At 67.3% G+C, this 25,525-nt stretch carries 20 protein-coding genes; 8 read left to right on the top strand and 12 right to left on the bottom strand.

The genetic code is table 11. The features are described from left to right. Window positions 1-3 precede the first annotated feature (3 nt). The 6 genes from EPO55_RS23430 (at window position 4) to EPO55_RS23455 (ending at window position 9,910) form a co-directional block, all read left to right on the top strand. On the top strand, window positions 4-1,401 hold the full coding sequence (locus EPO55_RS23430; protein ID WP_296339816.1) for a hypothetical protein: 1,398 nt from the start codon (window positions 4-6) through the stop codon (window positions 1,399-1,401). Window positions 1,402-1,437: 36 nt separating this feature from the next. Next, a complete protein-coding gene (locus EPO55_RS23435; protein WP_296339817.1) occupies window positions 1,438-4,404 on the top strand; it encodes a virulence factor SrfB in 2,967 nt (988 codons plus the stop codon). A gap of 5 nt (window positions 4,405-4,409) precedes the next feature. Beyond that, window positions 4,410-7,094: a virulence factor SrfC family protein gene (locus EPO55_RS23440; RefSeq protein ID WP_296339819.1), complete on the top strand. Its 2,685-nt coding sequence runs from the start codon at window positions 4,410-4,412 to the stop codon at window positions 7,092-7,094. Between the two features lie 11 nt (window positions 7,095-7,105). Further along, a complete protein-coding gene (locus EPO55_RS23445) occupies window positions 7,106-8,185 on the top strand; it encodes a hypothetical protein (protein WP_296339820.1) in 1,080 nt (359 codons plus the stop codon). Then, entirely contained in the window at window positions 8,182-8,664 is a 483-nt protein-coding gene (locus EPO55_RS23450; protein WP_296339821.1) for a hypothetical protein, read from the top strand. The genes EPO55_RS23445 and EPO55_RS23450 overlap by 4 nt, the downstream gene beginning before the upstream one ends. Before the next feature lie 370 nt (window positions 8,665-9,034). After that, a complete protein-coding gene (locus EPO55_RS23455; protein WP_296339822.1) occupies window positions 9,035-9,910 on the top strand; it encodes a hypothetical protein in 876 nt (291 codons plus the stop codon). Window positions 9,911-9,933: 23 nt separating this feature from the next. On the opposite strand, the gene EPO55_RS23460 is transcribed toward EPO55_RS23455, so the two are convergent. From EPO55_RS23460 to EPO55_RS23510, 11 genes are all read right to left on the bottom strand, one after another. Further along, window positions 9,934-10,617 (bottom strand): response regulator, encoded by a 684-nt coding sequence (locus EPO55_RS23460; RefSeq protein ID WP_296339825.1) that lies wholly within the window; start codon window positions 10,615-10,617, stop codon window positions 9,934-9,936. Between the two features lie 15 nt (window positions 10,618-10,632). Then, window positions 10,633-13,296: a sensor histidine kinase KdpD gene (locus tag EPO55_RS23465; protein ID WP_296339826.1), complete on the bottom strand. Its 2,664-nt coding sequence runs from the start codon at window positions 13,294-13,296 to the stop codon at window positions 10,633-10,635. Between the two features lie 15 nt (window positions 13,297-13,311). Next, on the bottom strand, window positions 13,312-13,914 hold the full coding sequence (locus EPO55_RS23470) for a K(+)-transporting ATPase subunit C (protein WP_296339828.1): 603 nt from the start codon (window positions 13,912-13,914) through the stop codon (window positions 13,312-13,314). A gap of 10 nt (window positions 13,915-13,924) precedes the next feature. Continuing rightward, the gene (kdpB, locus tag EPO55_RS23475) at window positions 13,925-15,973 is read right to left on the bottom strand and encodes a potassium-transporting ATPase subunit KdpB (protein WP_296339830.1); all 2,049 of its coding nucleotides are present in this window, start codon (window positions 15,971-15,973) and stop codon (window positions 13,925-13,927) included. A gap of 11 nt (window positions 15,974-15,984) precedes the next feature. Further along, a complete protein-coding gene (gene kdpA / locus EPO55_RS23480; RefSeq protein WP_296339831.1) occupies window positions 15,985-17,694 on the bottom strand; it encodes a potassium-transporting ATPase subunit KdpA in 1,710 nt (569 codons plus the stop codon). A gap of 18 nt (window positions 17,695-17,712) precedes the next feature. Beyond that, window positions 17,713-17,802: a K(+)-transporting ATPase subunit F gene (gene kdpF, locus EPO55_RS23485; protein WP_296339833.1), complete on the bottom strand. Its 90-nt coding sequence runs from the start codon at window positions 17,800-17,802 to the stop codon at window positions 17,713-17,715. Window positions 17,803-18,181: 379 nt separating this feature from the next. Beyond that, complete coding sequence (cyoD, locus tag EPO55_RS23490; RefSeq protein WP_296339835.1) at window positions 18,182-18,493, bottom strand: cytochrome o ubiquinol oxidase subunit IV; 312 nt, start codon at window positions 18,491-18,493, stop codon at window positions 18,182-18,184. After that, window positions 18,493-19,089 carry a cytochrome o ubiquinol oxidase subunit III gene (cyoC, locus tag EPO55_RS23495; RefSeq protein WP_296339837.1) on the bottom strand — a complete coding sequence of 199 codons (597 nt, stop codon included), beginning with the start codon at window positions 19,087-19,089 and terminating at the stop codon, window positions 18,493-18,495. The genes cyoD and cyoC overlap by 1 nt, the downstream gene beginning before the upstream one ends. Continuing rightward, window positions 19,086-21,071: a cytochrome o ubiquinol oxidase subunit I gene (cyoB, locus tag EPO55_RS23500; RefSeq protein ID WP_296339839.1), complete on the bottom strand. Its 1,986-nt coding sequence runs from the start codon at window positions 21,069-21,071 to the stop codon at window positions 19,086-19,088. The genes cyoC and cyoB overlap by 4 nt, the downstream gene beginning before the upstream one ends. A 4-nt stretch (window positions 21,072-21,075) precedes the next feature. After that, entirely contained in the window at window positions 21,076-21,978 is a 903-nt protein-coding gene (gene cyoA, locus EPO55_RS23505) for a ubiquinol oxidase subunit II (protein ID WP_296339840.1), read from the bottom strand. A 103-nt stretch (window positions 21,979-22,081) separates the two neighbouring features. Further along, window positions 22,082-22,444 (bottom strand): hypothetical protein, encoded by a 363-nt coding sequence (locus EPO55_RS23510; protein WP_296339841.1) that lies wholly within the window; start codon window positions 22,442-22,444, stop codon window positions 22,082-22,084. A gap of 128 nt (window positions 22,445-22,572) precedes the next feature. Between EPO55_RS23510 and EPO55_RS23515 the strand changes: the two genes are divergently transcribed. After that, window positions 22,573-23,742: an acetyl-CoA acetyltransferase gene (locus EPO55_RS23515; RefSeq protein ID WP_296339842.1), complete on the top strand. Its 1,170-nt coding sequence runs from the start codon at window positions 22,573-22,575 to the stop codon at window positions 23,740-23,742. A gap of 4 nt (window positions 23,743-23,746) precedes the next feature. Next, a complete protein-coding gene (locus EPO55_RS23520; RefSeq protein WP_296339844.1) occupies window positions 23,747-24,703 on the top strand; it encodes a hypothetical protein in 957 nt (318 codons plus the stop codon). A 1-nt stretch (window position 24,704) separates the two neighbouring features. Here EPO55_RS23520 and EPO55_RS23525 read toward each other — a convergent pair whose 3' ends face one another. Then, window positions 24,705-25,499: an SDR family oxidoreductase gene (locus EPO55_RS23525; RefSeq protein WP_296339845.1), complete on the bottom strand. Its 795-nt coding sequence runs from the start codon at window positions 25,497-25,499 to the stop codon at window positions 24,705-24,707. Between the last annotated feature and the right edge of the window lie 26 nt (window positions 25,500-25,525).

Below are 25,525 nucleotides of genomic sequence, written 5' to 3' on the forward strand. Positions count from 1 at the left end.
GAGATGGCAGCAGGTCCTCTTCTCATCAGTGAACCGCTTCAGCGCTACCGCGCGCTGGGGCTGGCAGGCGATCCCGTATGGCGCGCCGCCGGACAGCTGCGCGCCGCCATCGCGGCGCGGCTGTCGCGCGAGCATGCCGATCTGCTGGCGATCCCCGAGGTCGATCCCACGGGACGCCGCATCGACTGGTATGCACCCTTCGAGGGTGAAGCCCGCCGTCTCTCCGAAGCCAGCGACGCCCAGCGCACGCAGGTGCTGGAAAAGGTCCGGCGCCTGCACGGCGACCTGGCGGGGCTGGCCGATACGATGGACGCCCCGGAACGCTCCAGCGCCGAACGAAACTTCGCTCGCCTGCTGCGCCATGCGCTCACCGCGCCCGGCGAGGAGACCCTCTACGTCGTGGACGGCAAGCCGGTCATGACCTTCTGGGGCTTCACCGCCGACGCAAGCCTGCCCGGCGCCTTTCTCGCCAGCCCGCCGGTACCGCCGCGACCCGCGGCGCGACCGGAGGCGGTCATGGTCTCGGCGCCCGCCCTCGTGGCCGCAGCCCCGCGCACGAACTGGTGGCAGTGGCTGCTGCTGGCGCTGCTTCTGTTGCTGATGCTGGCGCTGCTCGCCTGGCTGGTGCGGCCCTACCTGCCGCGGCTGGAACCCTACCTCGAAGCCGAAGCCCGCGAACGGGCCCTCAGCCTGTCCGTCCGCCAGCCACTCGAACTGCAGCAGACGCGCGCGAGCACGCTGCAGCAGGACAACGAGAATCTGCGGATGGAACTGGCGCGCCTCACCGACGATCTGTCACGGCGCGGCGGCGATTGCGCGGCCGGCATCATCGGACCGGGCGGCGTGGTTGTGGGTGGGCTCGTCCCGGGAGCGCCGATCGAGCGCGGCGCGGCACCGGAACCGGTCCCGCCACCCGGCGTTAACGTTGCCGACAAGGCCGACAACAAAGGCGGCACCAAGGGCCCTGACGAACAGAACAAGGACAAGGCAGCCGGGGCCAAGGACGAACCCAAGAAGGACGAGCCCAAGCCGATGGTCGTGCCACCTGAGGCCAAGCAGAAACAGGATCTCGCCTTCCTAAAGGGCGACTGGCGCTCCCGGACCGGGTTGGCCACGGCGAGCGGCGAGAAGGACCTGCGCCCCAGCTACACGCTGGACGACAAGGGCAAGGGCAAGGTGAGCTTCGTGCAGAAGAACGGTGCTGCCTGCGAGGCTCCGGCCGAGGCGCGCTGGGACAACGGCAAGCTGGTGATCGAGGAGAAGGCCAATCCCAAGTGCAGCGACGGCAAGACCTACGCCCGCAACACGGTCAATTGCGAGGTCGACGCCGCTGGCGTGGCCCAATGCAAGGGCAGCCAGCCCGGCGACCAGCGCAGCTATCAGGTGCAGATCGGCCGCTGAGTCCCTAGACTGGACCGACAGCCGAAAAAGCATGACATGAGCGACCTTGCCCGCCTCCCAAGCTACCCCAGCCCGACGACCCTGATCGCCCGTTCCGGCATTCAGTTTCTCGATTTCGGCTTCGACCCCGTGCGCCTCAAGGTGCGCGAGTGGGGTTTCCACGATGCCGCCGCCACCCAGGCGGTCGACGACCTGGTACAGCTCGATTTCGACGAGGGCCGCGGCCAGTACGAGGTCGTCGAAGCCGGACGACGCCGTGCCGCCGAACCGAACCTCGTCGTGACGGCCAAGGATGCCCTCGCGCCCTTTCTCGACAAATGGGTGCCGGTGCCATTCCTGCAGGTCCGGCCCAACAGCCAGTTCCGCGAAGGCCCGGCCGACTGGGCACGCGTGCGTGTGGTCGATCTCGAGGCCCGCTATGGCGCGGGCTACCGCGACGAGCAGGGCAACCGCTACCGCGCCGTCCTCGCCTTCGACACCGGCCTGATCGCCGAGGCCGAAGGTCGCGCCTATCTCGCGCCCTCGCCCAAGGACGTGACCTCGGGCGCGCTGTTTGCGTTGGCGCCTCAGCAGCGCGCCAATCACTGGCTGCTGCGCCAGGGCTGGATGAGCCAGTGGCTGGAGGAGCTGTTCCGCGAGCTGCATCCGCGCGCCACGCTCGAGGAAATCGACGCCGACATCAAACAGAAGCCGCAGGAAGCGACGGCGCGCTATCTCGCCTTCCTCGGCCTGCTGGCCGCGGCGGCGCACTTTCCGCCGATCAAGCTTGTGGGCGATGCCGAGCGGCCGGGCCGCGGCGCGATCGAGGTCGACCTCGTCCTCGACGTCGGCAACTCGCGCACCTGCGGCCTCCTGATCGAGGCGGCAGGCGATGTCGGCGTCAATCTGAACGATTCCTACGAACTGGCGCTGCGCGATCTCTCGCACCCCGAGAGCGTCCACACCAAGCCGTTCGAATCGCGCGTCGAGTTCGCCCAGGCCTGGTTCGGCAAGAATCATCTCTCGCGCTTGGGGGGCCGGGCCGACGCTTTTGTCTGGCCGACCATGACCCGCGTGGGACCCGAGGCGACGCGGCTTGCCGCCCGCCGGCGCGGCACCGAAGGCAATACCGGCATGTCGAGTCCCAAGCGCTATCTGTGGGACGAGGAGCCGCAGACCCGCGAATGGCGCTTCAACGTCGCCTACGCCCAGGACCAGACGCCGATGCCGGCAGCCGCCGGCCCGATGGCGCAGCTCGTCAACCAGAAGGGCGAGCCGCTGCATCTGATCGAGGCCGACGCCGATTCGGCCGACCATCTGCCGGTCTTCGAGCCGCTTTATTCACGCTCCTCGGTGATGACCTTTGTACTGTCCGAGGTCCTGCTGCAGGCGCTCACCTTGATGAACTCACCGCAGCAGCGCGGACGGCGGGCCCATGCCGAGACGCCGCGACGGCTGCGCCGCATCGTGCTCACGCTTCCCACCGGCATGCCACTGGCCGAACGCCTGATCTTCCGCAAGCGCGCCGAGGCTGCGCGCGATCTCGTCTGGATGATGATGGGCTGGAAGCTCGACGATCCCGCAGCGCCGGCGCCGCGCGTGCTGACCGACTGGGACGAGGCAAGCTGCACCCAGCTCGTCTATCTCTATACCGAGGTCGCGCGCAATTTCGGCGGCGACGCGCGGCGCTTCTTCCAGATCGCCCGCAAGCCGCGCGGCCGCCCGGCCGACGAGACGCTCAGCATCGCCAGCATCGACGTCGGCGGCGGCACGACCGACCTGATCATCAATTCCTACCGCCTGGAGGGTGCCGGCACCTCGGTGACGCTGTTCCCGGAGCAGAAGTTCCGCGAGGGCTTCAACGTGGCGGGCGACGACATCCTGCTGCGCGTCGTGCAGGGCCACGTGCTGCCGCCGATCGAGGCGGCGCTGCGGGCCGCCGGCATCGGCAACCCCGCCGACCTGATGGCCGAACTGGTGGGCGGCGACCGTGGCGGCGAGGACGTGATCCATCGCAATCTGCGCCAGCAGTTCGCACTCCAGATCGCCCATCCGGTGGCACTGGAATTCCTGCGCGCCGCCGAGACCTACGACCCCACCTCGGGCGTCGTCGCCGCGGAGCCCAGGACTTACGATTCGTTTTTCTCCGAGGGCGCCAAACCGTCGGCCGAGGTCGTGACCTTTGTCAACGAGGCGGCACGCAAACGCGGCGCCAAGGACTTCGATTTGAAGGCCGTGATCTTCCCGGTCGACCTGCCCAACCTCGACAAGACCGTACGGGCCGAGATGGCGCGCGTGCTGGCGCCGCTCGCCGAGGTCGTCCACGCCTACGATTGCGACATCCTGCTGCTCTCCGGCCGGCCCTCGCGCCTGCCCGGCATCCGCTCCCTGGTGATGGAACTGCTGCCGCTGCCGCCGGAGCGGGTGATCTCGCTGCACGAGTACCGTGTCGGTGCCTGGTATCCGTTCCGCGACGCACGCCTCAGGGTCGAAGACCCCAAGACCACGGTGGCGGTGGGCGCGATGATCGCTGCGCTCGCCCAGTCGCAGTTGCCCGACTTCTCATTCCGCTCCGACCTGCTGCGCTCCAAGAGCATCGCCAAGTTCATCGGCAAGCTCGACGGTGGCGGACGGCTGCAGAAGGAAGACCTCGTCTACCGCGATGTCGATCTCGACAATCGCGACTACGAGCTGCCGGAAATCGGCTTCGAGTTCCGCGGCCCCATGTGGCTGGGCGCCCGGCAACTCGATCTCGCGCGCTGGCCGGCGGCACGGCTCTATGCGCTGGAATTCGCCAAGCCGGAGTATGCCGAGCGCCATGCCCGCGAGACGCCCTTCAACATCGCACTCGCCCGGGTGAAGCCCAAGGACAAGGATTCCGGTGACGTCGAGCGCTTCCGCCTGCGCCAGATCACCAACCGCGACGGCCGAGCCGTGGCGCTCGATCGCCTGACGCTCCGCCTGCAAACGTTGCCGCGCCGTGAGGGCTACTGGCTCGACACCGGCATGCTGAAGACGGGTTAGGGAAAATGGACACCGTCGATCTCAAACTGGCCCAGGACTGCGAATCGCTGGCCGTCGCCGCCGGCGAAGGCGTGGCGTGGCTGAAGGGTGCCGCGGCGCAGTCGCCGACCGTGGCGCAGCAGGCGCCGTCGCTGATCAGCGAACTGCAGAAGGTCCGCAACCAGAGCCGCAAGCTGGCGCGCGCCGCCCGCCGCCGGATGTGCGTCGGCGTCTTCGGTCCCAGCCAGGCCGGCAAGTCCTACCTGGTGTCGATCCTGGCCAGCCGCGACGGCCGCCCGCTGCAGGCGCGCTTCGCCGACAAGACCTACGACTTCCTGCGCGAGATCAATCCGCCGGGCAACCGCGAGTCGACCGGCCTCGTCACCCGCTTCGGCCTTGGCCTCAGCGACGGCGCGCCCGACTTCCCGGTGCGCGTGCGGCTGCTGACCCAGACCGACATCGTGAAGATCCTGGGCAACTCCTTCCTGCTCGACTTCGACCACCAGAAGGCCGAGTTCGAGGGGCCCGACGGCGCCGCCATCCGCAAGCGCCTGGCCGAGCTTCGCGCCAAGGCGCATCCGACCCCGGTGGGCGATCTCGATTCTGACGACGTGCTCGACGTGATCGAGTATTTCGACACCTTCTTTGCCGGCGTCACCGCCGAGCTGCGCACCGACTACTGGCGCGAGACGATCGATCTCGCGCCGCGCCTCTCGGGACACGACCGCGCCCGGCTGTGGTCGGTGCTGTGGTACGACTTCCAGCCCTTCACCGATCTCTATCTCACGCTCTACGACGGCCTGCAGAAGCTGGCCTTCGCGCCTGAGGCGCTGCTCGGCATGGACGCGCTGGTCCCGCGCGAGAAGAGCATCGTCGACGTCCTCACACTCGACCGCCTGGGCGCCGATTCCGACGACCCGCTGCTGGTGCGGCCCAAGCAGGTCGACGGCCGCAGCTCGGCCGACGCCCAGCTGCCGCGCTCGCTGGTCTGCGCGCTCACCGCCGAACTCAACGTCGCCATCGACGAGAAGCCGTGGGACTTCTTCGACCACACCGATCTGCTCGACTTCCCCGGCGCCCGTTCGCGGCTGAAGCTCGCCAACCTCGACGACGTCGCCAAGACCAAGGGCGTGGCCGAGGGCGCCAACCCGCTGCGCGAGCTGCTGCTGCGCGGCAAGGTCGCCTATCTGTTCCAGCGCTATTCGGCCGAACGCGAGCTCAGCGCCATCCTGCTCTGCATCCCCGACGGCAACCAGGAGGTCCGCGACCTCTCGGACATGATGACGGCCTGGATCGACCAGACGATCGGCGCCACGCCGGCCGACCGCGCCCGGCAGAAGAACGCGCTGTTCCTGGTGCTGACCAAGATGGACCGCGAGTTCGAGCAGAAGGCCGGCGAGACCGAGGAGTCTCGCCGCCTCAGGTGGAGCGCCCGGCTCGGTAATTCGCTGGTCAATAATTTCCGTGGCGAGTGGCCGCTCAACTGGAACGGCAAGCCGTTCGACAACAGCTTCTGGCTGCGCAATCCGACCGTGATCGACGAGCGGCTGATGGACTACGACGACGGCCGCGAGACCGGCATCGCCGAGGCCTTCTCGTCGCGCGCCGGTGAGCTCCGCCGCCACTTCGTCGAGAACGAGGACGTACGGCGCCACTTCGCCGATCCCGCCCGCGCCTGGGACGAGGCCTTCCGCGCCAACGACGGCGGTGTCGCCTACCTGGTGAAGAGCCTGATCCCGGTCTGCGACCCGGCCATCAAGCGCGCCCAGGTGCGCGGCCAGCTCGAGATCCAGGTCCGCCGCCTGGTCGACCGCCTCGCCGGCTTCCACAGCGCCTCCGACGGCGATGCCCGCGCCAAGAAGCGTGACCTCGTGCACACCGTGCTGCGTGGCCTCGCGACCTGCATCCAGCAGCAGCTCTTCGGTGAGTTGGTGGGCGCGCTGCAGATCGCCGACACCGCGCTGCGCGACATCTACTTCCGCATCGCCACCGCGCGGCCCTCCGACGATCAGGCGGCCGGCAACGGCAAGGCGGGTGGCAAGGCCGGCGGCGGGGTGGCGCAGTCGACCGGCGCCGCCGTCGATCTCGGTGCCATCTTCGCCGACGTGTTCGGTGACGACGCCGACCGCAGCGCGCCGCCGCCGTCCGGCGTGCTGGAGGACCGCGCCGAGCGCTTCGCCCGCGAGGCCGCCGAATACTGGTTGGAGAACATGCGCCGCGTCGGTGCCGACGAGAAGGCGCTGTCGCATTTCGGCGTCGACCGCCAGCACCTCGGCTGGATGATCGACGAGCTGGTGGTGGGCGCCCATCGCCTAAAACTGATCGACCAGCTTTCGCTGGAGGTGCGCTCCCTGGAGAACGCCGCCAACGCCAAGTGGGAGGAGATCGCCGAGCGCCAGGTGCGCACCGCCGCCTCGTCCCTCAACGGCTACATCAGCGCGCTCGGTTTCGACCGCCTGCCGCTCGAGCAGCGGCCCGGCCTGCCGCCCAATGCACCCGTGCGGCGCGTCTTCCAGAGTCCGCCGCCGGCAGCCGATGGTGCACCGATGTTGAGCGAGGACCCGGCGCCGATCTACGCCGACTACTGCAAGGACTGGATGCGCGCCTTCCTGCAGCTCGCCATGGACAATGTCGGCTACGAGGGCGGTCGCGAGATCACGGCGGAACAGAACGACCGCCTTGGCGCCATCCTGCGCGCCGTGCCCGCCTGATCGGCGCCGCCATGCCGGTCCGCGCGTCCGTCGTCCCTCTTCCTGAGCCGGGCCACGCCGTCCTGCGCCTGAGCGAACTCGACGCCGTCCCCGAAGGCCTGGCGCTTTCGATCCAGCGCCAGCAGGGCCCGGACACGCATCTCGCCGACGACGGCTGGCGGCGCACCGAAGCCTGGCTCATGCCCGACGAGGTCACGCGCAAGGGCGACGTCATGGAATTCCATCTTGGCCCCGAGATCTGCGATCGCCTGGCCGGCATCGCCACCATCCGGCTCCGGGTGAAGGAGCCCGATATCGGCGTCGTCGGCACCACCGTAGTCGCCTGGCCCACCATGTTGACCTCGGGCGCCGCTGGCGCGAGCGGCACCTACGACGACACGGTGCGGCTGCGCCGGATGCAGCCGGCACAGCCGGCCGAACCGGCGCCCGAAGCCCTGCCGCCGCCCTTCGAGCTGCCGCCGTCCGCGCCCGATTTGCGCGCGGCCCGCGATCCTGCTCCCGCGGTGACGCCGCGCTCCGGCCTGCCCAACTGGGCCGTCGTCCTGATCCTGCTTCTGATCGTGGGCGGCGCAGGCTACGGCTACTATTATTACTTCAAGCTGCATCCGCAGGACGTCGTGGCAACTGCGCCGCCACCGCCGACGACACCCACTACGGGGCCGCCGAAGAAGTCCGTCCGCGACACGGTGGCCGACTATCTCGCGACCAAGCCCGCGCCGGCGCCGGAGGCCATGCTGGCCAAGGGCCGCGAGTGGCTGAAGGCGGGCGACACCGCCTCGGCCTTCCTGGTGTTCCGGCGCGCGGCCGAGCAAGGCAATACCGCGGCCCAGCTCGAACTCGCCACCTTCTACGATCCGCTGACCCAGCCCGCCCGTGGCGGCTTTACGCCCGAGGGCGCCCGTGCCGCCGATTGGTACGAGCGCGCAGCACTTGCCGGCGTGGCCGAAGCGCAGCGCAAGCTCGGCCTCCTGTTCGCCAGGGGCGGCGCCGGCCTCGCCGCCGACACGGCCAAGGCCAGGACCTGGCTGCAGCAGGCCGCCGCCCAGAACGACGCCGACGCCAAGAAGGCGCTGGACGCTTTGCCCAAGTGAGACGTGCCGGCCTGCTGCTGCTGACGGCGGTCCTCGCAGGACCGGCGTACGGTCAAGCCAAGAGTGGCCAGACCATGAATGCCCAGATCCCGAGTGCGCTCGCCTGCGGTGTCCTGAAGGCGGAGACTTGGAAGACGGCCTCGACCTCGCATTGGACGATCTCCGGCCCCTCGGAAAAGACCACGGAAACCGGCCTCCTGCGCAGCGGTCCCCGCTTCGAATGCCTGGATGGCACCATCCTGGTCGTGGAGTTCACATCGTCGGCCGGACATTCGATCTTCACTGCCTATTTCGCCGACGGCACCAGCATCGGCTACGGCCGCCAGCAGATCGACCGGCGCGGCGGCCGCTTCGTTCTTCCCATCCAGGCCAAGGCACGCATCGCAGCACCTTACCGGGCCACCTTCGACTATCACTGCCGTCTCGACATGCCGGCCGATCCTATCCCGCCGGCCGCACGCGCGGACTGCATTTTCTAGGACTGCGCGACGGCGATTTTCTGGACACGAGTTGTCCAGAATCTGTCCGTCCGGAAATTCACAAATAACCGGCCCGCTTGAACCGGACGATTCTTTTCAACGCAGGTCCGATTGGCGGACCTGTCTGAAAATTCCATCGTCGCTGGCACCATGAAAAAGGCCGCGCCGGGCAAGTGCCCGGGCGACCAGCGCAGCAGATGCACGTCGGCGCGACGATATCAGAAATATAGCCAAAAACCTGCTGAACTTGCAAACTTAGGGTTGCTGGCAGCGCTGGCATCCGGCCGGCAACAATCCCCTCACATCTCCGTCACATCGGGCACGTAGATTGCAAAGGAATGCCGTCGACAATCCACGTAAAGGGGACCCCATGAACTCTAAGTTTTCCCACTGCCTGGCGGCGATCGCCGTTTCGGCCACGACGCTGCTTGCCGTTCATCCGGCTGTCGCGCAAGGCGCGGTCGACAACAGCGCGCTCGCTTCGCCCGCCTTCCGTGAGCACAAGCGCACCTTCGGCCTGGTCTACACTCTGCCCCAGGAGGTCAACGACAAGCTCGGCCTCACCATCGGCGGGCTGCTGCGGGAAAAGCTGCTGAACGCCAAGCTGATCGACGAGGCGCTCCGCTTCAACATCCCGCACGTCACCGTCCTGCACATCCACAATCCCGACCCGACGACGCCCGAGAAGATGCTCAAGGCCATGCCCAAGCTGCCGCCGGTCCTGAACGTGACGCTCAAGACCTTCTACACGACCGAGGCCGCCAAGGGCGCCGGCCACCCCTGGTGGCTCGACCTCGGCATCGTGAAGGAAGGCGCCAGCTTCGAGACCATGATGGCGTTCAACACCATCGCCACCACGACGCTGACACCGCTACGCGACGGTCCGTTGCCACGCGTGACCGGGCCGGTCTACGCCGTCATGAGCGACGCCGCCAAGGAACTGGTGCAGACCGTCGGCGTCAGCGGCCTCAACACCGTGAAGGACGGCAAGGAACTGCGCCCGCACAATCCGCACAACACGCTGGTCTATTCCATGGCCAAGTTCACGCCGGAGATCCAGGCGGCGTTCAACCAGACCGCGGTGGAATTCAACCAGATCCTGCCGGACGGCATCCCGACCGCCTTCAAGACGGTGTCGATCGTCGAGCTTGGCTTCGCCGGCAATGTGCTGCGCGAAATCTATCGCCTCAGCCTGGAGGACGGCTCCGTCCTCAACGTCGCCACCGGCGCGAAGGTGGCGAAGTAGGCCTTGGCGTCGGCTACCGCCTTTCAAACGAGGCGATAGCCGACGCCGGGCTCGGTGAGGACGTGGCGCGGCGAGGACGGGTCGGCCTCGATTTTCTGGCGGAGCTGGCGAACATAGACGCGCAGATATTGCGGATCGACCGACTCATCGCGCCAGACCTCGCGCAGCAGGTGCTTGTGCGTCAGCACCTTGCCGGCATGGATCACGAGCTGCTCCAGAATGTCGTATTCCTTGGGCGAAAGCTTGATGTCCTCGGCGCCGCGCCGCACCAGCCGGCGCACCAGATCGACGCTGAGATCGTCGCTGGTGAAACCCCGCTCGGCGCCCTGCTGCTGCAGGCGGTGGCGTAGCGCGGCGCGCAGCCTGGCCATCAGCTCATCGGCGCCGAACGGCTTGGTGACGTAGTCGTCGGCACCCGAATCGAGCGCCGCCACCTTGGCCGCCTCGTCGCCGCGGCTCGACAGCACCACGATCGGAACCGGTCCCTTGGCCCGGATCTGGCCGATCAGCGACAGGCCGTCGATGTCGGGCAGGCCGAGATCCAGCAGCACGAGATCGGGGCGGTGATGGCGCAGCGCCGCGAGCGCCTCGGCACCGGTCGCGGCCTCCAGGGTGCGATAGTCATGGGCGGCCAGCGTCGTGCGCAACAGCCGGCGGATCGGCGGTTCGTCCTCGACGATCAGGATCAGCGCAGCGTCGCCCGTCATGCCCAACTCGTCATGTCAGCCAGCAGGATAGCTCACGACGAACTCCGCGCCACTGCGGTCGCCCCGGTTGCGCACCGTGATCGTGCCGCCCTGGACTTCGACGAAGCCCTTGGCGATAGCGAGCCCGAGGCCGGTGCCGGCGAGGCGGCGGTCGCCCTCGTGGGCGCGATAGAACTTGTCGAAGATCCGGTCGAGATCGCCTGCAGCGATGCCGGGTCCTTCATCGCGCACGATGATTTCTACTCGGGCCCCCGCCCGCCGGGCCTCGACCTCGATGCGGCCGCCGGCCGGCGCGTACTTGGCTGCGTTGTCGAGCAGATTGAACAGCACCTGTTCGGCCAGCACGAAGTCGAGCGACAGGGAGGGCAGGCCTGAGGGCACGATGCTGACGATGACATGGTCCTTCAGCAGCGGCTGGACGCGGCGCAAGGTGGTGGAGACGAGGTCGCCGACCTCGACGGCCTCGCGCTTCGGGGTGACAGCGCCGGCATCGAGGCGGGTCATGTCCAGAAGGTTGCCGACGAAGCGGTCGAGCCGCTCGGCCTCGCCCAATGCCGTGCCCAGCAGTTCCTCGCGCGTCGCCGCGTCGTAGCGCGTGCCGTAGCTGCGCAGGCTCGACAGGGAGCCGATGATCGAGGCCAGCGGCGTGCGCAGGTCGTGCGAAACAGAGGTCAACATGGCCGAGCGCAATCGCTCGCGTTCTGCGCCGAGGCGCGCCTGGTCGATATCCTTCGCCAGGGTCACGCGCTCGACCGCGACGGCGGCCTGGTTGCCCACCGCCTCAAGCAGGCGGCGCTCGCCCGCCGACAGTTCGCTGCCCTCCTTCAGCGGCAGCACGCCGATGATGGCGACGGCCGAGCGGCTGGTGCGGATCGGCACGAACAGCCAGCGTCCACCCGGCAGCGTGTCGGTGCCGCGACCGGCCGGCCGGTCGGCGTCCCACGACCAGCGCGCGGCGGCGAGATCGGCTTCGTTCAGCTCGCTATCCGGCGGAAAGGCCGCACGCGTGGCCAGCTTCTGCTGCTCCGGCATCAGGATGACGACCTCCGCCTTGAGCAGGCGGGCCAGATGCGTGACCACGATCCACAGCAGATCGTCGAGTTCGATGACGCCGGCGATCTTGCGGCTGAAGGCGTAGAGTTCGGCCGTCGTGCGGGCCTCGCGCCGCGCCGATTCCGTCTGAGTGCGCGTCCGGACGGCGAGCGCGCTGGCCACGACCGCCACCACCATGAAGAAGAACAGCGCCACGACATTGGCGGGATCCGAGATCGTGAACAGGTAGAGCGGCGGGATGAAGAAGAAGTTGTAGGCCAGCACGCTCAACCCGGAGACCCAGAGCGACGGGACCAGGCCGTGCCGTACCGCCGCCACCAGCACCGGCACCACGAAGACCAGCGAGATGTTGGGCAGGTCGATAAGGCTATCGATCGCCTTGCCAACCGCGGTCGCGACAGCGGTCATCAGGACGCCCTCTAGGTAGGGCCCGATCTGCCGCGGCGCGCCCAGCAGCCAGTCGGTCGGGCCGGCGGGAGTTGGTCCCTCGGCCGAGGGCGCCACCTCGACGACGAGCCCCGAGCCACTGCGCACCAGCTCGTCGACCACCGAGCCGTGGGTCAACTCGAACCAGCGCGAGCGTTGCGACTTTCCGACGATCACCCGCGTGACGTTGCGCGCACGGGCAAAGGCCAGGATCTCCTCGACCACCGAGCGCCCGGGCACCGTCGCGACCTCGGCGCCGAGCTGTGTCGCCAGCCGCATGGTCTCGCCGAGGCAGGCGTGCTCGGCGTCGCTGAGGCCGGCGTGGCGCTCGGTCTCGACATAGAGCGCGATCAGCTCGGCGTCGAGGCTGTCGGCGGTGCGCTTGGCGGCGCGCACGGCATTGGCGGCGCCCGGGCTCGGATCGAGGCACACGATCACCCGCTCGCCGGCCGCCCACGGGCCGGTGATGGCATGCTCGCGCATATAGCTCAGCATCTGGTCGTCAACCCGCTCGGCCGTCCGCCTGAGCGCCAGTTCGCGCAGCGCCGTCAGGTTGCCCGGCGAGAAGTAGCGTCGCACGGCGCGCTGGGCCTGCTCGCGGACATAGACCTTGCCTTCACCCAGCCGCGCGATCAGGTCGGCCGGCGTCAGATCGATCAGTTCGACCTCGTCGGCGGTGTCGACGATGCGGTCCGGCACGGTCTCGCGGACGCGGATACGCGTGATGCGCGCAATCACGTCGTTCAGGCTCTCGATGTGCTGCACATTGAGGGTGGAATAGACGTCGATCCCGGCTGCCAGAAGCTCCTCAACGTCGAGATAGCGCTTGGGGTGCCGGCTGCCTTCGGCGTTGGTGTGGGCGAGCTCATCGACCAGCACCAGGGCCGGCCGGCGCGCCAGTATGGCGTCGATATCCATCTCCTCGAGCACGCGACCTTTGTAGTCCGTGCGCCGGCGCGGCAGGATTTCAAGACCGGCGAGCTGCGCCTCGGTCTCGGCGCGCCCGTGCGTTTCGACCACGCCCACGACGACGTCGATGCCCTCGAGCTTGCGGCGCCGGGCAGTCGACAGCATCTCCCAGGTCTTGCCGACGCCGGGGGCGGCGCCCAGGAAGATCTTGTGCTTGCCGCGCGACTCCTTTTCCACCGCCTTCAGCAGCGCGTCGGGCGACGGGCGGGAGTCTTCAATCGAGCCGGCCATGGGGCCCGATCATTGTCACCGCTTCGGCAGCGCGTCGAGGGCGAGATTGAGCTTGAGGACATTGACCCTGGGCTCCCCCAGGACACCGAAGACACGCCCTTCGGTGTTTTGCGCCACCAGCTTCAGGACCTCGGCTTCGGGCAGGTTGCGCGCCTTGGCGACGGCCGCCACCTGCCAGGCCGCGGCGGCCGGCGAAATGTGCGGATCGAGGCCGCTGCCCGAGGTCGTGACGAGATCGACGGGCACCGGCCTGTCCGCGGCTCCGCCCAGCTTGCCCACATCCTCCCGGACGCGGTCGACCAGCGCCTTGGAGGTCGGACCCAGGTTGGAGCCGGCCGAGTTGGCGGCATTGTAAGGCGCCGGCACGGTCTTGGTGGCGTCGTTCGGGTCGGCATCGGTCGTGGCCGACGGCCGGCCGTGGAAGTAGCGATCGGACGTGAAGTTCTGCCCGATCAGCGACGAGCCTACGACTTTGCCGTCCTGCCCGATCAGCGAGCCCGCGGCCTGGGCGGGGAAGAGCGCGCGCGACACCCCGGTCAGGGCCAGCGGATAGGCGAGACCCAGAAGAACCGTCATCGACAAGAGGATGACGAGCGAAGCTCTGATATGGCGAAGCATGACTTTATCCTCAGGCAAGGCCGGTGGCGGCGACGATGATGTCGATCAGCTTGATGCCGACGAAGGGAACGATCAGGCCGCCGACGCCGTAGACCAGCAGGTTGCGGCGCAGCAGCGCGGCCGCGCTGCTGGGCCGGTATTTTACGCCGCGCAGCGCCAGCGGAATCAGCGCCACGATGATCAGCGCATTGAAGATGATCGCCGACAGGATGGCGCTCTCGGGCGTGGCGAGCTGCATGACGTTCAGCACGCCCAGCTGCGGATAGAAGGCGATGAACATGGCCGGAATGATGGCGAAATATTTCGCCACGTCGTTGGCGACCGAGAAGGTCGTGAGCGCGCCGCGGGTCATCAGCAGCTGCTTTCCGATGCCCACGATCTCGATCAGCTTGGTCGGATCGCTGTCGAGGTCGACCATGTTGCCGGCCTCGCGCGCGGCATTTGTACCCGTGTGCATGGCGACGCCGACGTCGGCCTGGGCAAGCGCCGGCGCGTCGTTGGTGCCGTCACCGCACATCGCCACCAGCCGGCCGCCGGTCTGTTCCGCACGGATAAGGCGCAGCTTGGCTTCCGGCGTGGCCTGGGCCAGGAAATCGTCGACCCCCGCTTCGGCCGCGATGGCGGCGGCGGTCTGCGGATTGTCGCCGGTGATCATCATGGTGCGGATGCCCATGCGGCGGAGTTCGGCGAAGCGCTCGCGGATGCCGCCCTTCACCACGTCCTTGAGGTAGACGATGCCCAGCACCTGGCCGTTGCGCGACACGGCGAGCGGCGTGCCGCCCTCCTTGGCGATGTAGCTCGCGATGCGCTCGATCTCCTCCATCGGCGGCGTGGCGCCCATCGAGCGCGCATGGGCCACCACCGCATCGACCGCGCCCTTGCGGATCACCGTGCCGTCGACATCGACGCCGCTCATGCGGGTCTGGGCGGTGAAGGGCACGAACTGTCCCTTGATCTCGGCCGTGCCGATGATGCGCAGGCCGTACTTGTCCTTGGCGAGGACCACGATCGAGCGGCCCTCGGGCGTCTCGTCGGCCAGGCTGGCGAGCTGGGCGACTTTGGCCAACTCGTTCTCGTCGACACCGCTCACCGGGATGAACTGCGTGGCGTGGCGGTTGCCGAGCGTGATGGTGCCGGTCTTGTCGAGCAGCAGGGTGTCGACATCGCCTGCCGCCTCGACGGCGCGCCCGGACGTGGCCAGCACGTTGAAGCGCACCAGGCGGCTCATGCCGGCAATGCCGATGGCCGACAGCAGCGCGCCGATGGTGGTGGGGATCAGCGTCACGAACAGCGCGATCAGCACGATCACCGAGACCGAGCCGCCGGCATAAGCGGCGAAGCTCGGGATTGTGACCACCGCCAGCACGAAGATGAGGGTGAGGCCGGCCAGCAGGACGTTCAGCGCCAGCTCGTTGGGCGTCTTCTGGCGTGAGGCACCCTCGACCAGCGCGATCATGCGGTCGAGGAAGCTCGACCCCTCCTCCGCCGTGATCCGGACCTTGATGCGATCCGACAGCACCTTGGTGCCGCCGGTCACGGCCGAGCGGTCGCCGCCCGCCTCGCGGATGACCGGGGCCGACTCGCCGGTGATCGCCGATTCGTCGATGGTGGCGACGCCTTCGATGATCTCGCCGTCAGCCGGCACGATGTCGCCGGCCTCGACAAGCACCACCTGACCGACCTTGAGGGCGTTGGCGCGCACCGGCTCGAAGATGTCGCTGACGCCCACCAGGACCTTGGCAATCGTCTCGCTGCGCATGCGGTGCAGCGTTTCCGCCTGGGCCTTGCCGCGGCCTTCGGCCACGGCCTCGGCGAAGGTGGCGAACAGGAGCGTCACCCAGAGCCAGGTGACGATCTGGATCTCGAAGCCGATGTCCGGCGCGCCCACGGCGATGTCGCGCACCATCAGCACGGTGGCGACCAGCGCCACCAGCTCGACGGTGAACATCACCGGGTTCTTCATCAGTTCCCGCGGGTGCAGCTTGACGACGCTTGCCACCAGGGCGGGCTTCAGGATCGCCGAGTCGAACATCGACTGCGACTTGTCACGTGTGCTCATGAGGGTGCCTCTTAGAACAGCGTGCCGGCCAGCATCGCGAAATGTTCCGCGATCGGGCCCAGCGCGAGCGCCGGCAGGAAGGTGAGGCCACCCACGATCAGGATGGCGCCGACCAGCAGGCCGACGAACAGCGGGCCGTCGGTCGGGAAGGTTCCGAGCGAGACGGCGGACTTGCGCTTGGCCGCCAACGAACCGGCCACCGCCAGCATCGGCACGATGATGGCGAAGCGGCCGACGATCATCGCGACGCCGAGCGTCGAATTGTAGAAGAGAGTGTTGGCCGTCAACCCCGCGAAGGCGCTGCCGTTGTTGGCGGCGGCCGAAGTGAAGGCATAGAAGATCTCGCTGAACCCATGCGGGCCGGCGTTGGCCGGTCCGGCGAGGCCCACGGGCAGCACGACCGCCAGCCCCGTGAAGCCCAGGATGGCCAGCGGCAGGCAGAGGATCGCCAGCATGGTGAACTTGACGTCGCGCGCCTCGATCTTCTTGCCAACATACTCCGGCGTGCGCCCCACCATCAGGCCGGCCAGGAAGATGGCCAGGATGGCGAACAGCAGGATGCCGTAGAGGCCGGCGCCGACGCCGCCGATGATGATCTCGCCCAGCAGCATGTTGACCAGCGGGATCATGCCGCCCAGCGGCATGAAGCTGTCGTGCATGGCATTGACCGCGCCACAGGACGCTGCCGTGGTGATCACGGCGAAGAGCGCCGACAGCGGCGCCCCGAAGCGCACCTCCTTGCCTTCCATGTTGCCCTGCGCATTGTCGACGCCGAGCGCCGCCAGCAGCGGGTTGCCGCCGGCCTCCGCCCAGTAGGCGACGAAGACGCCGACGATGAACAGCACGCCCATGGCGGCCAGGATCGCCCAGCCCTGGCGTTCGGCGCCGACGGCACGGCCGAACACGTTGGTGAGCGCCGCACCGATCACGAAGATGGACAGCATCTGCACGAGGTTGGCGAGCGCTGTCGGATTCTCGTAGGGGTGCGCCGAGTTGGCGTTGAAGAAGCCACCGCCATTGGTGCCCAGCATCTTGATCGCGAGCTGCGAAGCCACCGGACCCTGGGCGATGGTCTGCTTGGCGCCCTCAAGCGTCGTCGCCTCGACATAGGCGCCGAGATTCTGCGGCACGCCCTGCCAGACATAGAACAGGGTGAGGACGATGCAGAACGGCAACAGGACGTAGAGCGTGACCCGCACCAGGTCGGCCCAGAAGTTGCCGATGCCCTTGGCATTGGCGCGGGCGAAGCCGCGGATGAAGGCCATGGCCAGCGCGATGCCGGTAGCGGCGCTCAGGAAATTCTGAACCGTGAGGCCTGCCATCTGCGACAGGTAGCTCATGGTCGATTCACCGCCGTAGGACTGCCAGTTGGTGTTGGTGAGGAAGCTGACCGCCGTGTTGAAGGACAGATCGGACGGGATTGCCGACATGTCCTGCGGATTGAGCGGCAGGACAGCCTGCAGGCGGAGCAGCAGATAGAGGAACGCGAAGCCCACGATGTGGAAGACCAGCATGGCGCGGCAGTAGACCCACCAGCTCTGGTCCTCGGCGGGATCGATGCCGGCCAGGCGATAGAAGCCGCGTTCGACCGGCAGCAGCACCGGCGACATGAAGGTGCGTTGCCCTTCCAGGACGCGGCTGAGATAGCCGCCGAGCGGTCGCGTGAGGACGAGCAGGATCGCGACGAAGAGGGCGATCTGCACCCAGCCGTTGAAGGTCATGGCAACCTCGGGATTCCCTTAGAATTTTTCCGGGCGCGCCAGCGCGACCGTGAGATAGGCGAGCAGGATCGCGACCAGCGCGCCGCCCAGGACATAATCGAGGATCATGGGAGCCTCAGATCCTGTGGCACAGGCGTTCGTAGGCGATCAGCAGGCCGAACAGGGCGAAGCCGCCGCCGAAGAACAGGACATCGAGCATGGAACTCTCCTTCGCCGGCATAGAAGGCCCTTGGCGCATAGGAATTCGAGCCGGCCGGCGGCCCGGCGGCATATGAACGACATAGGAATTTTAGAAAACTTCGGGCGCTTCTTCGGAGAACAAGCACTCCTCACCCTGAGGAGGCGCGAAGCACCGTCTCGAAGGGTGGGCAACCGACGGGCCTGGAGCCGATGCTTCGAGACGCTCGCTTAAGGCGCATATGAATGCGCCGGGCTCGCTCCTCAGCACGAGGATACCCCCGAACGCTCCCGTCAAAACTTGTGGCGGCTAGATCGCCATGCGCTGGTGCAGGTCGAACATGATCCAGAAGCTGCCGCCCACCATGATGAAGATCAGCACGGCGGTGAAGACGATGGCGAGCAGGTTTTCCTTGGGCGTCGAGGTGAAGTTGAGGTGCAGGAAGAACCTGAGGTGGACCAGGATCTGCAGCACCGCCGCGATACCGATCACCAGCAGCGTGCGCCCCGGCGGCAGCGCGTGGGTGATGACGACATAGAAGGGAATGGCCGTCAGCACGACGGCGAGCACGAAGCCGATCAGGTAGGAACGCAGACCGTGCTCGGAGTTCGGGTGTTCCATCACAGCAGCCCCGGCAGATAGACGATCGAGAAGATGCCGACCCAGGCGATGTCGAGGAAGTGCCAGAACAGGCCGAGGCGGAACAGGCGCGAGGTCACGGGCACCGACAGGCCCTTCAGCATCACCTGGCCGCACAGGATCAGGATCCAGGTGAGGCCGACGCTGACGTGCAGGCCGTGGGTGCCGACCAGGGTGAAGAAGGCGGAGAGAAAGCCGCTGCGGTCGGGGCCGGCGCCGATCCTGATCATGCCGGCGAACTCGCGCAGTTCCAGGAAAACGAAACCTGCGCCCAGCACGAAGGTGACCAGCAGCCAGGCCAGCACCGCGCCGCGGTTGCCGGTCTTCGAGCAGAGCGAAGCGAGGCCGAAGGTGGTGCTCGAGACCAGCAGCAGCGCGGTCTCGATCCCGGCGTTCCTGAGGTCGAACAGATCCTTGCCGCCGGGCCCGCCGGCCGTGTTCTTGACCATGATGACGTAAGTCGCGAACAGGAGCGCGAAGATCACGGCATCGCCCATCAGGTAGAGCCAGAAGCCGAAGGCCCGCTGCTCGTGGGTGGCGGCGGCTTCGCTCTCGTGAGCGGTTACGGCGGCGCTCATGCCCGGCGTCCCGCTTGGCTCCCGAGGGCGCGGAAGCGCGCATCCTCGATCTGCTTCACCTCGGCGGCGGAGATCCTGAATTCGGCGTCGTCATCGGAGGAGCGCGCGATCATGGCGACCCACATGGCGAGCCCGCAGGCCGCCGCCAGCCACCAGATATGCCAGATCATGGCGAAGCCGAACGCGAAGGCGAAGGCGCCCATGGCGACGCCCACCATCGAGTTCCTGGGCATGTGGATGTCCTCGTAGGCCGCCGGCCGCTGCCGCTCGACACCGCGCTCCTTCATGTCGAGGAAGGCTTCGCGGTCGCGGACCTCCGGCAGCACGGCGAAATTGTAGGCCGGCGGCGGCGAGGAGGTCGCCCATTCGAGCGTGCGGCCGTCGAACGGATCGCCGGTGACGTCGGCCGTCTTCTTCCGGTCGCGGACGCTGACATAGAGCTGCATCACCATGGCCGCGATGCCGAGCAGGACGACGAAGGCGCCCGAGGCCGCCACCATCAGGTAGGGCTGCCACGACGGGTCGTTGTACTGCTCCATGCGGCGCGGCATGCCCTTGAAGCCCAGGAGGTAGAGCGGCATGAACGCCAGGTAAAAGCCGATCATCCAGCACCAGAACGACGCCAGCCCCCACTTGCGGTCGAGCGCGAAGCCGAAGGCCTTGGGAAACCAGTACATGTAGCCGGCGAGGTAGCCGAACAGCACGCCGGGGATGATCATGTTGTGGAAGTGCGCGACCAGGAAGGTCGTGTTGTGCATCAGGAAGTCGGCCGACGGGATGGCCAGCAGCACCCCGGTCATGCCGCCGATCACGAAGGTCACCATGAAGCCGATGGTCCACATCATCGACGGATGGAAGTCGATGCGGCCGCGATACATGGTGAGCAGCCAGTTGAAAACCTTCACGCCGGTCGGCACGGCGATGATCATGGTGGTGATGCCGAAGAAGGCATTGACGTTGGCGCTGGAGCCCATGGTGAAGAAATGGTGCAGCCAGACGGTGAACGACAGGATGGCGATCGCGGCCGTCGCATAGACCAGCGATTCGTAGCCGAACAGACGCTTCCGCGAGAAGGTCGACACGACCTCGGAGAAGATGCCGAAGGCCGGCAGGATCAGGATGTAGACCTCCGGATGACCCCAGATCCAGAACAGGTTGGGGTAGTTCATCATGTTGCCGCCGTGGGCATTGGTGAAGAAATGCATGCCGAAGGTGCGGTCGAGCGCCAGCAGGCCGCAGGCCACGGTGAGCGCCGGGAAGGCGAAGGCCATCAGCACCGAGGCGCAGAGCGCCGTCCATACGAACGGCGTCATGCGCATCAGGGTCATGCCGGGAGCGCGCCGCTTCAGGATGGTGACGATGAAGTTGATGCCGGAGAGCGTCGAGCCGACGCCGCTGATCAGGATTGCCCAGATCCAGTAGTCGACGCCGACGCCGGGGTTGGCCTCGACGCCCGAATAGGGCGGATAGCCTGTCCAGCCCGCGGTCGAGAACTTGCCGATCACCAGCGAGAGCATGACGAGACCTGCGCCCGAGGCGGTCAGCCAGAGGCTGAGCGAATTCAGGAACGGAAAAGCCACGTCGCGGGTGCCGATCTGCAGCGGCACGATGATGTTGATCAGCCCGGTCATGAAGGGCATCGCCATGAAGAAGATCATGATGGTGCCGTGCGAGCTGAAGATCTGGTCGAAATGCTCGGGCGGCAGGTAGCCGCCGGAATTGAGCGCCATGGCCTGCTGGGCCCGCATCATGATGGCGTCGACGAACCCACGCAGCAGCATGATCAGCGCCAGCACGATGTACATGACGCCGATGCGCTTGTGGTCGACGCTGGTCAGCCAGTCGGTCCAGAGATAGCGCCAGGCGCCCAGCCAGGTGATGACGATGGCGACCAGCAGCGCGCCGCCCACCGTGACCGCCGCCCCACCCGCCGCGATGGCGCTGTAGAGCGGCAGTGCCTCGATCGTCAGTCTGCCGAACATCGGTCTATCTCCGCGGCGCGGCGCCGACGGGCGTGCCGGCGGCTGGCGCGTGGTGGGCGTGGGTGTATTTGGCGATGATCGAGTCGAACAGCCTGGGCTCGACCGCCGAATAATAGGTGATGGGATGCAGCCGGCTCTTGGCGGTGAGCGCGGTGTAGGTCGGCGCATCCAGCTTTGCCGGCGCCTGCCTGGCCTTGGCCACCCAGACGTCGAAATCCGCCGGGCCGAGCGAGAGGACCTCGAAGAACTGGTCGGAAAAGCCGCCACCACTGTACATGCTGTTGCGCCCGACGAACTTGCCCGGCTGGTCGGCCAACAGCTGCAGGCGCGTCTGCATGCCGGCCATGGCGTAGATCTGGCCAGCGAGCTGCGGCACGTAGAACGAGTTCATCACCGTGTCGGAGGTGATCCGCAGGCTGACCGGCCGGCCGCTGGGGAAGGCGAGCTGGTTGACGACGGCGATGCCCTGGTCGGGATAGATGAACAGCCACTTCCAGTCCTGCGCCACCACCTGGACCTCGAGCGGCGGCACGGCGGCATCGATCGGCCGGTAGGGGTCGAGCTTGTGGGTGCTGCGCCACACCAGGACGGCGACGGCGATCACGATCACGGCCGGCACCAGCCAGACGAAGGCGTCGAGCCGCAGCGACTCGGCCCATTTGGGGGCGTAGGCGGCCTTGGTATTGGAAGCGCGATACCGCCACGCGAATGCGAGAGTGAGCACGATGACCGGAACGACGACCAGCATCATCACGAAGAAGGCGTCGAACAGGAGGTCGCGCTCGGCGAGCGCGATCGGCCCCTTGGGATCGAGGACAGCGGAACGCCGGAGGTCACAGGCGCCAGCCAGGAGCGCGGCGGCGATGACCATCATCGGCCGAAGCAATTTATCGACAGCCAGTGTCACGCTCCCCCGTCCATACTCGTCCTTGAGTATTCAGGGGAGAGTGAAGCTACGCCTTGTGTTGGGCAATGATTCTTTTGCCGCGCAGAGACTGCGAACGACGCGCCTAGAGCTTTTGACCCGCAGCCGGCTTGCCTTGCGGATCCTTGGCCGTGCAAACGTCGGCCCGCAGCCGGTCCTTCAGGGCCGCGATCTGGTCCTCGATCTGCTTGTTGGCGGCCTTCTGCTTCTCGATCTGGTCTTCCAGCGCCTTGACCTGGGCGGCGTCGGGGCCCGGCGGAGCGGGCGGCGCCGGCGGCGCGGGGAGCTGCACCGCCACGTTCACGATCGGGCGGTAAAAGAGGTACCAGCCCAGGCCGAGGCCGACGGCCACCAGCAGGAAGCCGCCCACCAGGCCGCCGAGGATCAGCGGCCAGCGGGGGCGCGCCTGTTCCTGGACGGGGCGTTCTTGCGATGCGGGGTCGGACATGGCTCCTCGGGAGGGCTCGTCGGAAGATCAATGGTGTTCTAGCAGACGCCACGCGGGCGGCCGAATTGAGGCGGACTTGCGCCCTTCCCGCGACGCCCTAAATTCACTGCAAATCGAGGAGATTGGCAATGACAGCCTGCATCGTCGGATGGTCCCACGGCAAGTTCGGCAAGCTGGACGGGGAAACCAGTGAATCGCTGGTGGTGAAGGCCGCCACCGAGGCGATCGCCCACGCCGGCATCGAACCGAAGGACGTCGACGTGATCTACGTCGGCAACATGAACGGCGGCTTCGTGCGCCAGGAGTTCCACTCCTCGCTGGCCCTGCAGGCCCACCCGGATCTCCGCTTCAAGCCCTCGACGCGCGTCGAGAACGCCTGCGCCACCGGTTCGGCCGCCATCCACATGGGACTCAACTCGCTGGCCGCCGGCAAGGCGCGCTTCGTGCTGGTGGTCGGCGTCGAGAAGATGACCGAGCTCAACAGCGCCCAGGCGGGCGAGGTTCTGATCAAGGCCAGCTACGTAGCCGAGGAGGCCAATATCGAGGCGGGCTTCGCCGGCATCTTCGGCAAGATCACCTCGGCCTATTTCCAGCGCTACGGCGACAAGTCCGATGCGCTCGCCCGGATCGCCGTGAAGGCGCACAAGAACGGCTCCAAGAATCCCTACGCACACTTCCAGAAGGAGTTCGCCTACGACTTCTGCCGCACGCCCTCGGAGAAGAATCCGTTCGTGGCGGGTCCGCTCAAGCGCACCGACTGCTCGCCCGTCACCGACGGCGCCGCCGCCGTCGTGCTGGCCGACGTGCAGACCGCGCTCGGCCTCAAGCACGCCATCGCCTTCCGCGCCACCGAGCACGTCAACGACTTCCTGCCCATGAGCAGGCGCGACATCATCAAGTTCGAGGGCCCGCAGCTTGCCTGGAAGCGGGCGCTGGCCTCGGCCAAGCTCGACCTGCTCGATCTCTCGTTCGTCGAAAGCCATGACTGCTTCACCTCGGCCGAGCTGATCGAATACGAAGCCATGGGCCTCACCGCTCCGGGCGAAGGCGAACGCGCGATCCTCGAAGGCTGGGTCGAGCGCGACGGCAAGCTGCCGGTCAATGTCTCGGGCGGCCTCAAAGCCAAGGGCCATCCCGTCGGCGCGACAGGTGTTTCAATGCATGTGATGTCGGCCATGCAGCTCTCGGGCAGCGCGCCCGAAGGCCTGCAGCTGCCCAAGGCGAAAATCGGCGGCGTGTTCAACATGGGCGGCGCCGCCGTCGCCAACTACGTGAGCATCCTCGAACCGCTCCGCTGAACCGATGAGGGCGGTCAGTCCTCGCGAGAGCGACACCATCCTGGGGGCCATGCGCCAGGTGGCGCTGGCCGGCGGGCACGCGCTGAGTCACGCCGACACGGCGAGCATCCTGGCCGCCGGGCACTATCTGCTGCGCCGGCCCGACCTCACCGATATCAGCACCTTGCCCGCCATCGAGCCCGCCGATCTCGTCGCGATCCTGAAGGAGCGTGAGGTGGCGGCCGAAGCCGTAAAATATCTCGCCATCATGGCCATGGTCGACGGCACGCTCGACACGGAAAAGCTGAAGCGGGTGCTGGAATATTCCCGCACGCTCGATATCGAGGCCGACTACCTCACCGATCTCGTCGAAGCGGCCTCGGGCCATCTTGCCTGGGCCACCGCGGATATGTGGCGCAAGAATTTCGACAGCGTCCTCAGTCGCTCTTCCGAAGGCCTCGACCCCGGCGTGTGGATCCGGCCCTATGAAGGTGCGAATGGCGACCCCGCGCTGGCCGCCCGCTACGAGGCGCTGGGCAAGCTGCCGCAGAATACCTTCGGCAAGGCGCTGTGGGACTTCGACAAGAAGAACGGCTACCCCTTCCCCGGCGATCCGACAGCGCTCAACGCCGCGTTCGGCACGCCGCACGATTCCACGCACGTGATCTCGGGCTACGACACCAGCGCGCGCGGCGAGCTCCTCGTCTCCACCTTCACCGCCGGCATGCACCCGATCAATCCCATGAGCGGGCACATCCTGCCGGTGATCTTCTTCTTCCACTTCGGCGAGCAGCTGAACGACGTCGGCCATGCCGGCAAAGGTGGCCTCGATCCCGACGAGTTCTGGCATGCCTGGGCGCGCGGCGAGGAGATGACGATCGATATCTTCGATCCCAGGTGGAACGTCTGGGATTGGGTCGAGCGCGACCTGGAAGAGCTGCGGCGCGACTGGAACGTCGCGCCGCCGGGCCACGGGTTCTAGATCAGACGACCGGGCTGGCGCCGCCGTCGACGTTGATGGCAACGCCGGTGACGAACGAGCCCGCGTCCGAGCACAGGAAGCAGGCCATGCGGGCGAATTCCTCGGCCTTGCCCATGCGGCCGAGCGGGATGCGGCCCTTGGCCATGCCGTCGATGAACTGCTGGTAGGTCTTGCCGTCGTTCGCCGCCTTGTGGCGGCGCTGCCACTGGTCGCTCTCGATCAGGCCGACGAGCATGGCATTCACGAGCACGCCGTGCTGGGCATTCTCCTGGCTCATCGCCTTGGTGAGCGCGAGGCCGGCGGCGCGGCTGACGCTGGTCGGCGTCGAGTTGGCACCGGGCGCCTTGGCGCCGATGTTGAGGACATTGACGATGCGGCCCCACTTGCGCTCGCGCATGCCGGGCAGGACGAGTCGCGCCAGGCGGATGGCGGCGAACAGCTTCAGGTCGAGATCGCCCTGCCAGTCCTCGTCGGTCACGGTATCGAAGGGCTTGGCATGGCTGATGCCGGCATTGTTCACCAGGATGTCGACCTTGCCGAAATCGGCCACGACCTTCTTGATGGTGTCGGCGATCGGCTGGGCCTTGGAGACGTCGCAGGAATAGGCCTCGATCTTGGTATTGGCCTTGCCGGCGGCCTTGGCGACTTCGGCCTTGGCGGCCGCCAGCGCATCGGCCTTGCGCGCGAGGATCGCCACCGAGCCGCCCGAAGCCGCGAATTCCTTGGCCATGGCGAGGCCGAGACCGGTGCTGGCACCGGTGATCACGGCCACGCGGCCATCCATACGTACGTCCATAAAAGTCTCCTCCGTTCAGGCTTTCA

It is taken from the genome of Reyranella sp. (assembly GCF_004296935.1).
GTDB lineage: Bacteria > Pseudomonadota > Alphaproteobacteria > Reyranellales > Reyranellaceae > Reyranella.

What these genes read in the sequence shown, in the direction of transcription:
- EPO55_RS23430 (WP_296339816.1), top strand. Translation starts at nt 4, where the DNA reads ATGGCAGCAGGTCCTCTTCTCATCAGTGAACCGCTTCAGCGCTACCGC.
- EPO55_RS23435 (WP_296339817.1), top strand. Translation starts at nt 1,438, where the DNA reads ATGAGCGACCTTGCCCGCCTCCCAAGCTACCCCAGCCCGACGACCCTG.
- EPO55_RS23440 (WP_296339819.1), top strand. Translation starts at nt 4,410, where the DNA reads ATGGACACCGTCGATCTCAAACTGGCCCAGGACTGCGAATCGCTGGCC.
- EPO55_RS23445 (WP_296339820.1), top strand. Translation starts at nt 7,106, where the DNA reads ATGCCGGTCCGCGCGTCCGTCGTCCCTCTTCCTGAGCCGGGCCACGCC.
- EPO55_RS23455 (WP_296339822.1), top strand. Translation starts at nt 9,035, where the DNA reads ATGAACTCTAAGTTTTCCCACTGCCTGGCGGCGATCGCCGTTTCGGCC.
- EPO55_RS23460 (WP_296339825.1), bottom strand. Translation starts at nt 10,617, where the DNA reads ATGACGGGCGACGCTGCGCTGATCCTGATCGTCGAGGACGAACCGCCG.
- EPO55_RS23465 (WP_296339826.1), bottom strand. Translation starts at nt 13,296, where the DNA reads ATGGCCGGCTCGATTGAAGACTCCCGCCCGTCGCCCGACGCGCTGCTG.
- EPO55_RS23470 (WP_296339828.1), bottom strand. Translation starts at nt 13,914, where the DNA reads ATGCTTCGCCATATCAGAGCTTCGCTCGTCATCCTCTTGTCGATGACG.
- kdpB (WP_296339830.1), bottom strand. Translation starts at nt 15,973, where the DNA reads ATGAGCACACGTGACAAGTCGCAGTCGATGTTCGACTCGGCGATCCTG.
- kdpA (WP_296339831.1), bottom strand. Translation starts at nt 17,694, where the DNA reads ATGACCTTCAACGGCTGGGTGCAGATCGCCCTCTTCGTCGCGATCCTG.
- kdpF (WP_296339833.1), bottom strand. Translation starts at nt 17,802, where the DNA reads ATGATCCTCGATTATGTCCTGGGCGGCGCGCTGGTCGCGATCCTGCTC.
- cyoD (WP_296339835.1), bottom strand. Translation starts at nt 18,493, where the DNA reads ATGGAACACCCGAACTCCGAGCACGGTCTGCGTTCCTACCTGATCGGC.
- cyoC (WP_296339837.1), bottom strand. Translation starts at nt 19,089, where the DNA reads ATGAGCGCCGCCGTAACCGCTCACGAGAGCGAAGCCGCCGCCACCCAC.
- cyoB (WP_296339839.1), bottom strand. Translation starts at nt 21,071, where the DNA reads ATGTTCGGCAGACTGACGATCGAGGCACTGCCGCTCTACAGCGCCATC.
- EPO55_RS23510 (WP_296339841.1), bottom strand. Translation starts at nt 22,444, where the DNA reads ATGTCCGACCCCGCATCGCAAGAACGCCCCGTCCAGGAACAGGCGCGC.
- EPO55_RS23515 (WP_296339842.1), top strand. Translation starts at nt 22,573, where the DNA reads ATGACAGCCTGCATCGTCGGATGGTCCCACGGCAAGTTCGGCAAGCTG.
- EPO55_RS23520 (WP_296339844.1), top strand. Translation starts at nt 23,747, where the DNA reads ATGAGGGCGGTCAGTCCTCGCGAGAGCGACACCATCCTGGGGGCCATG.
- EPO55_RS23525 (WP_296339845.1), bottom strand. Translation starts at nt 25,499, where the DNA reads ATGGACGTACGTATGGATGGCCGCGTGGCCGTGATCACCGGTGCCAGC.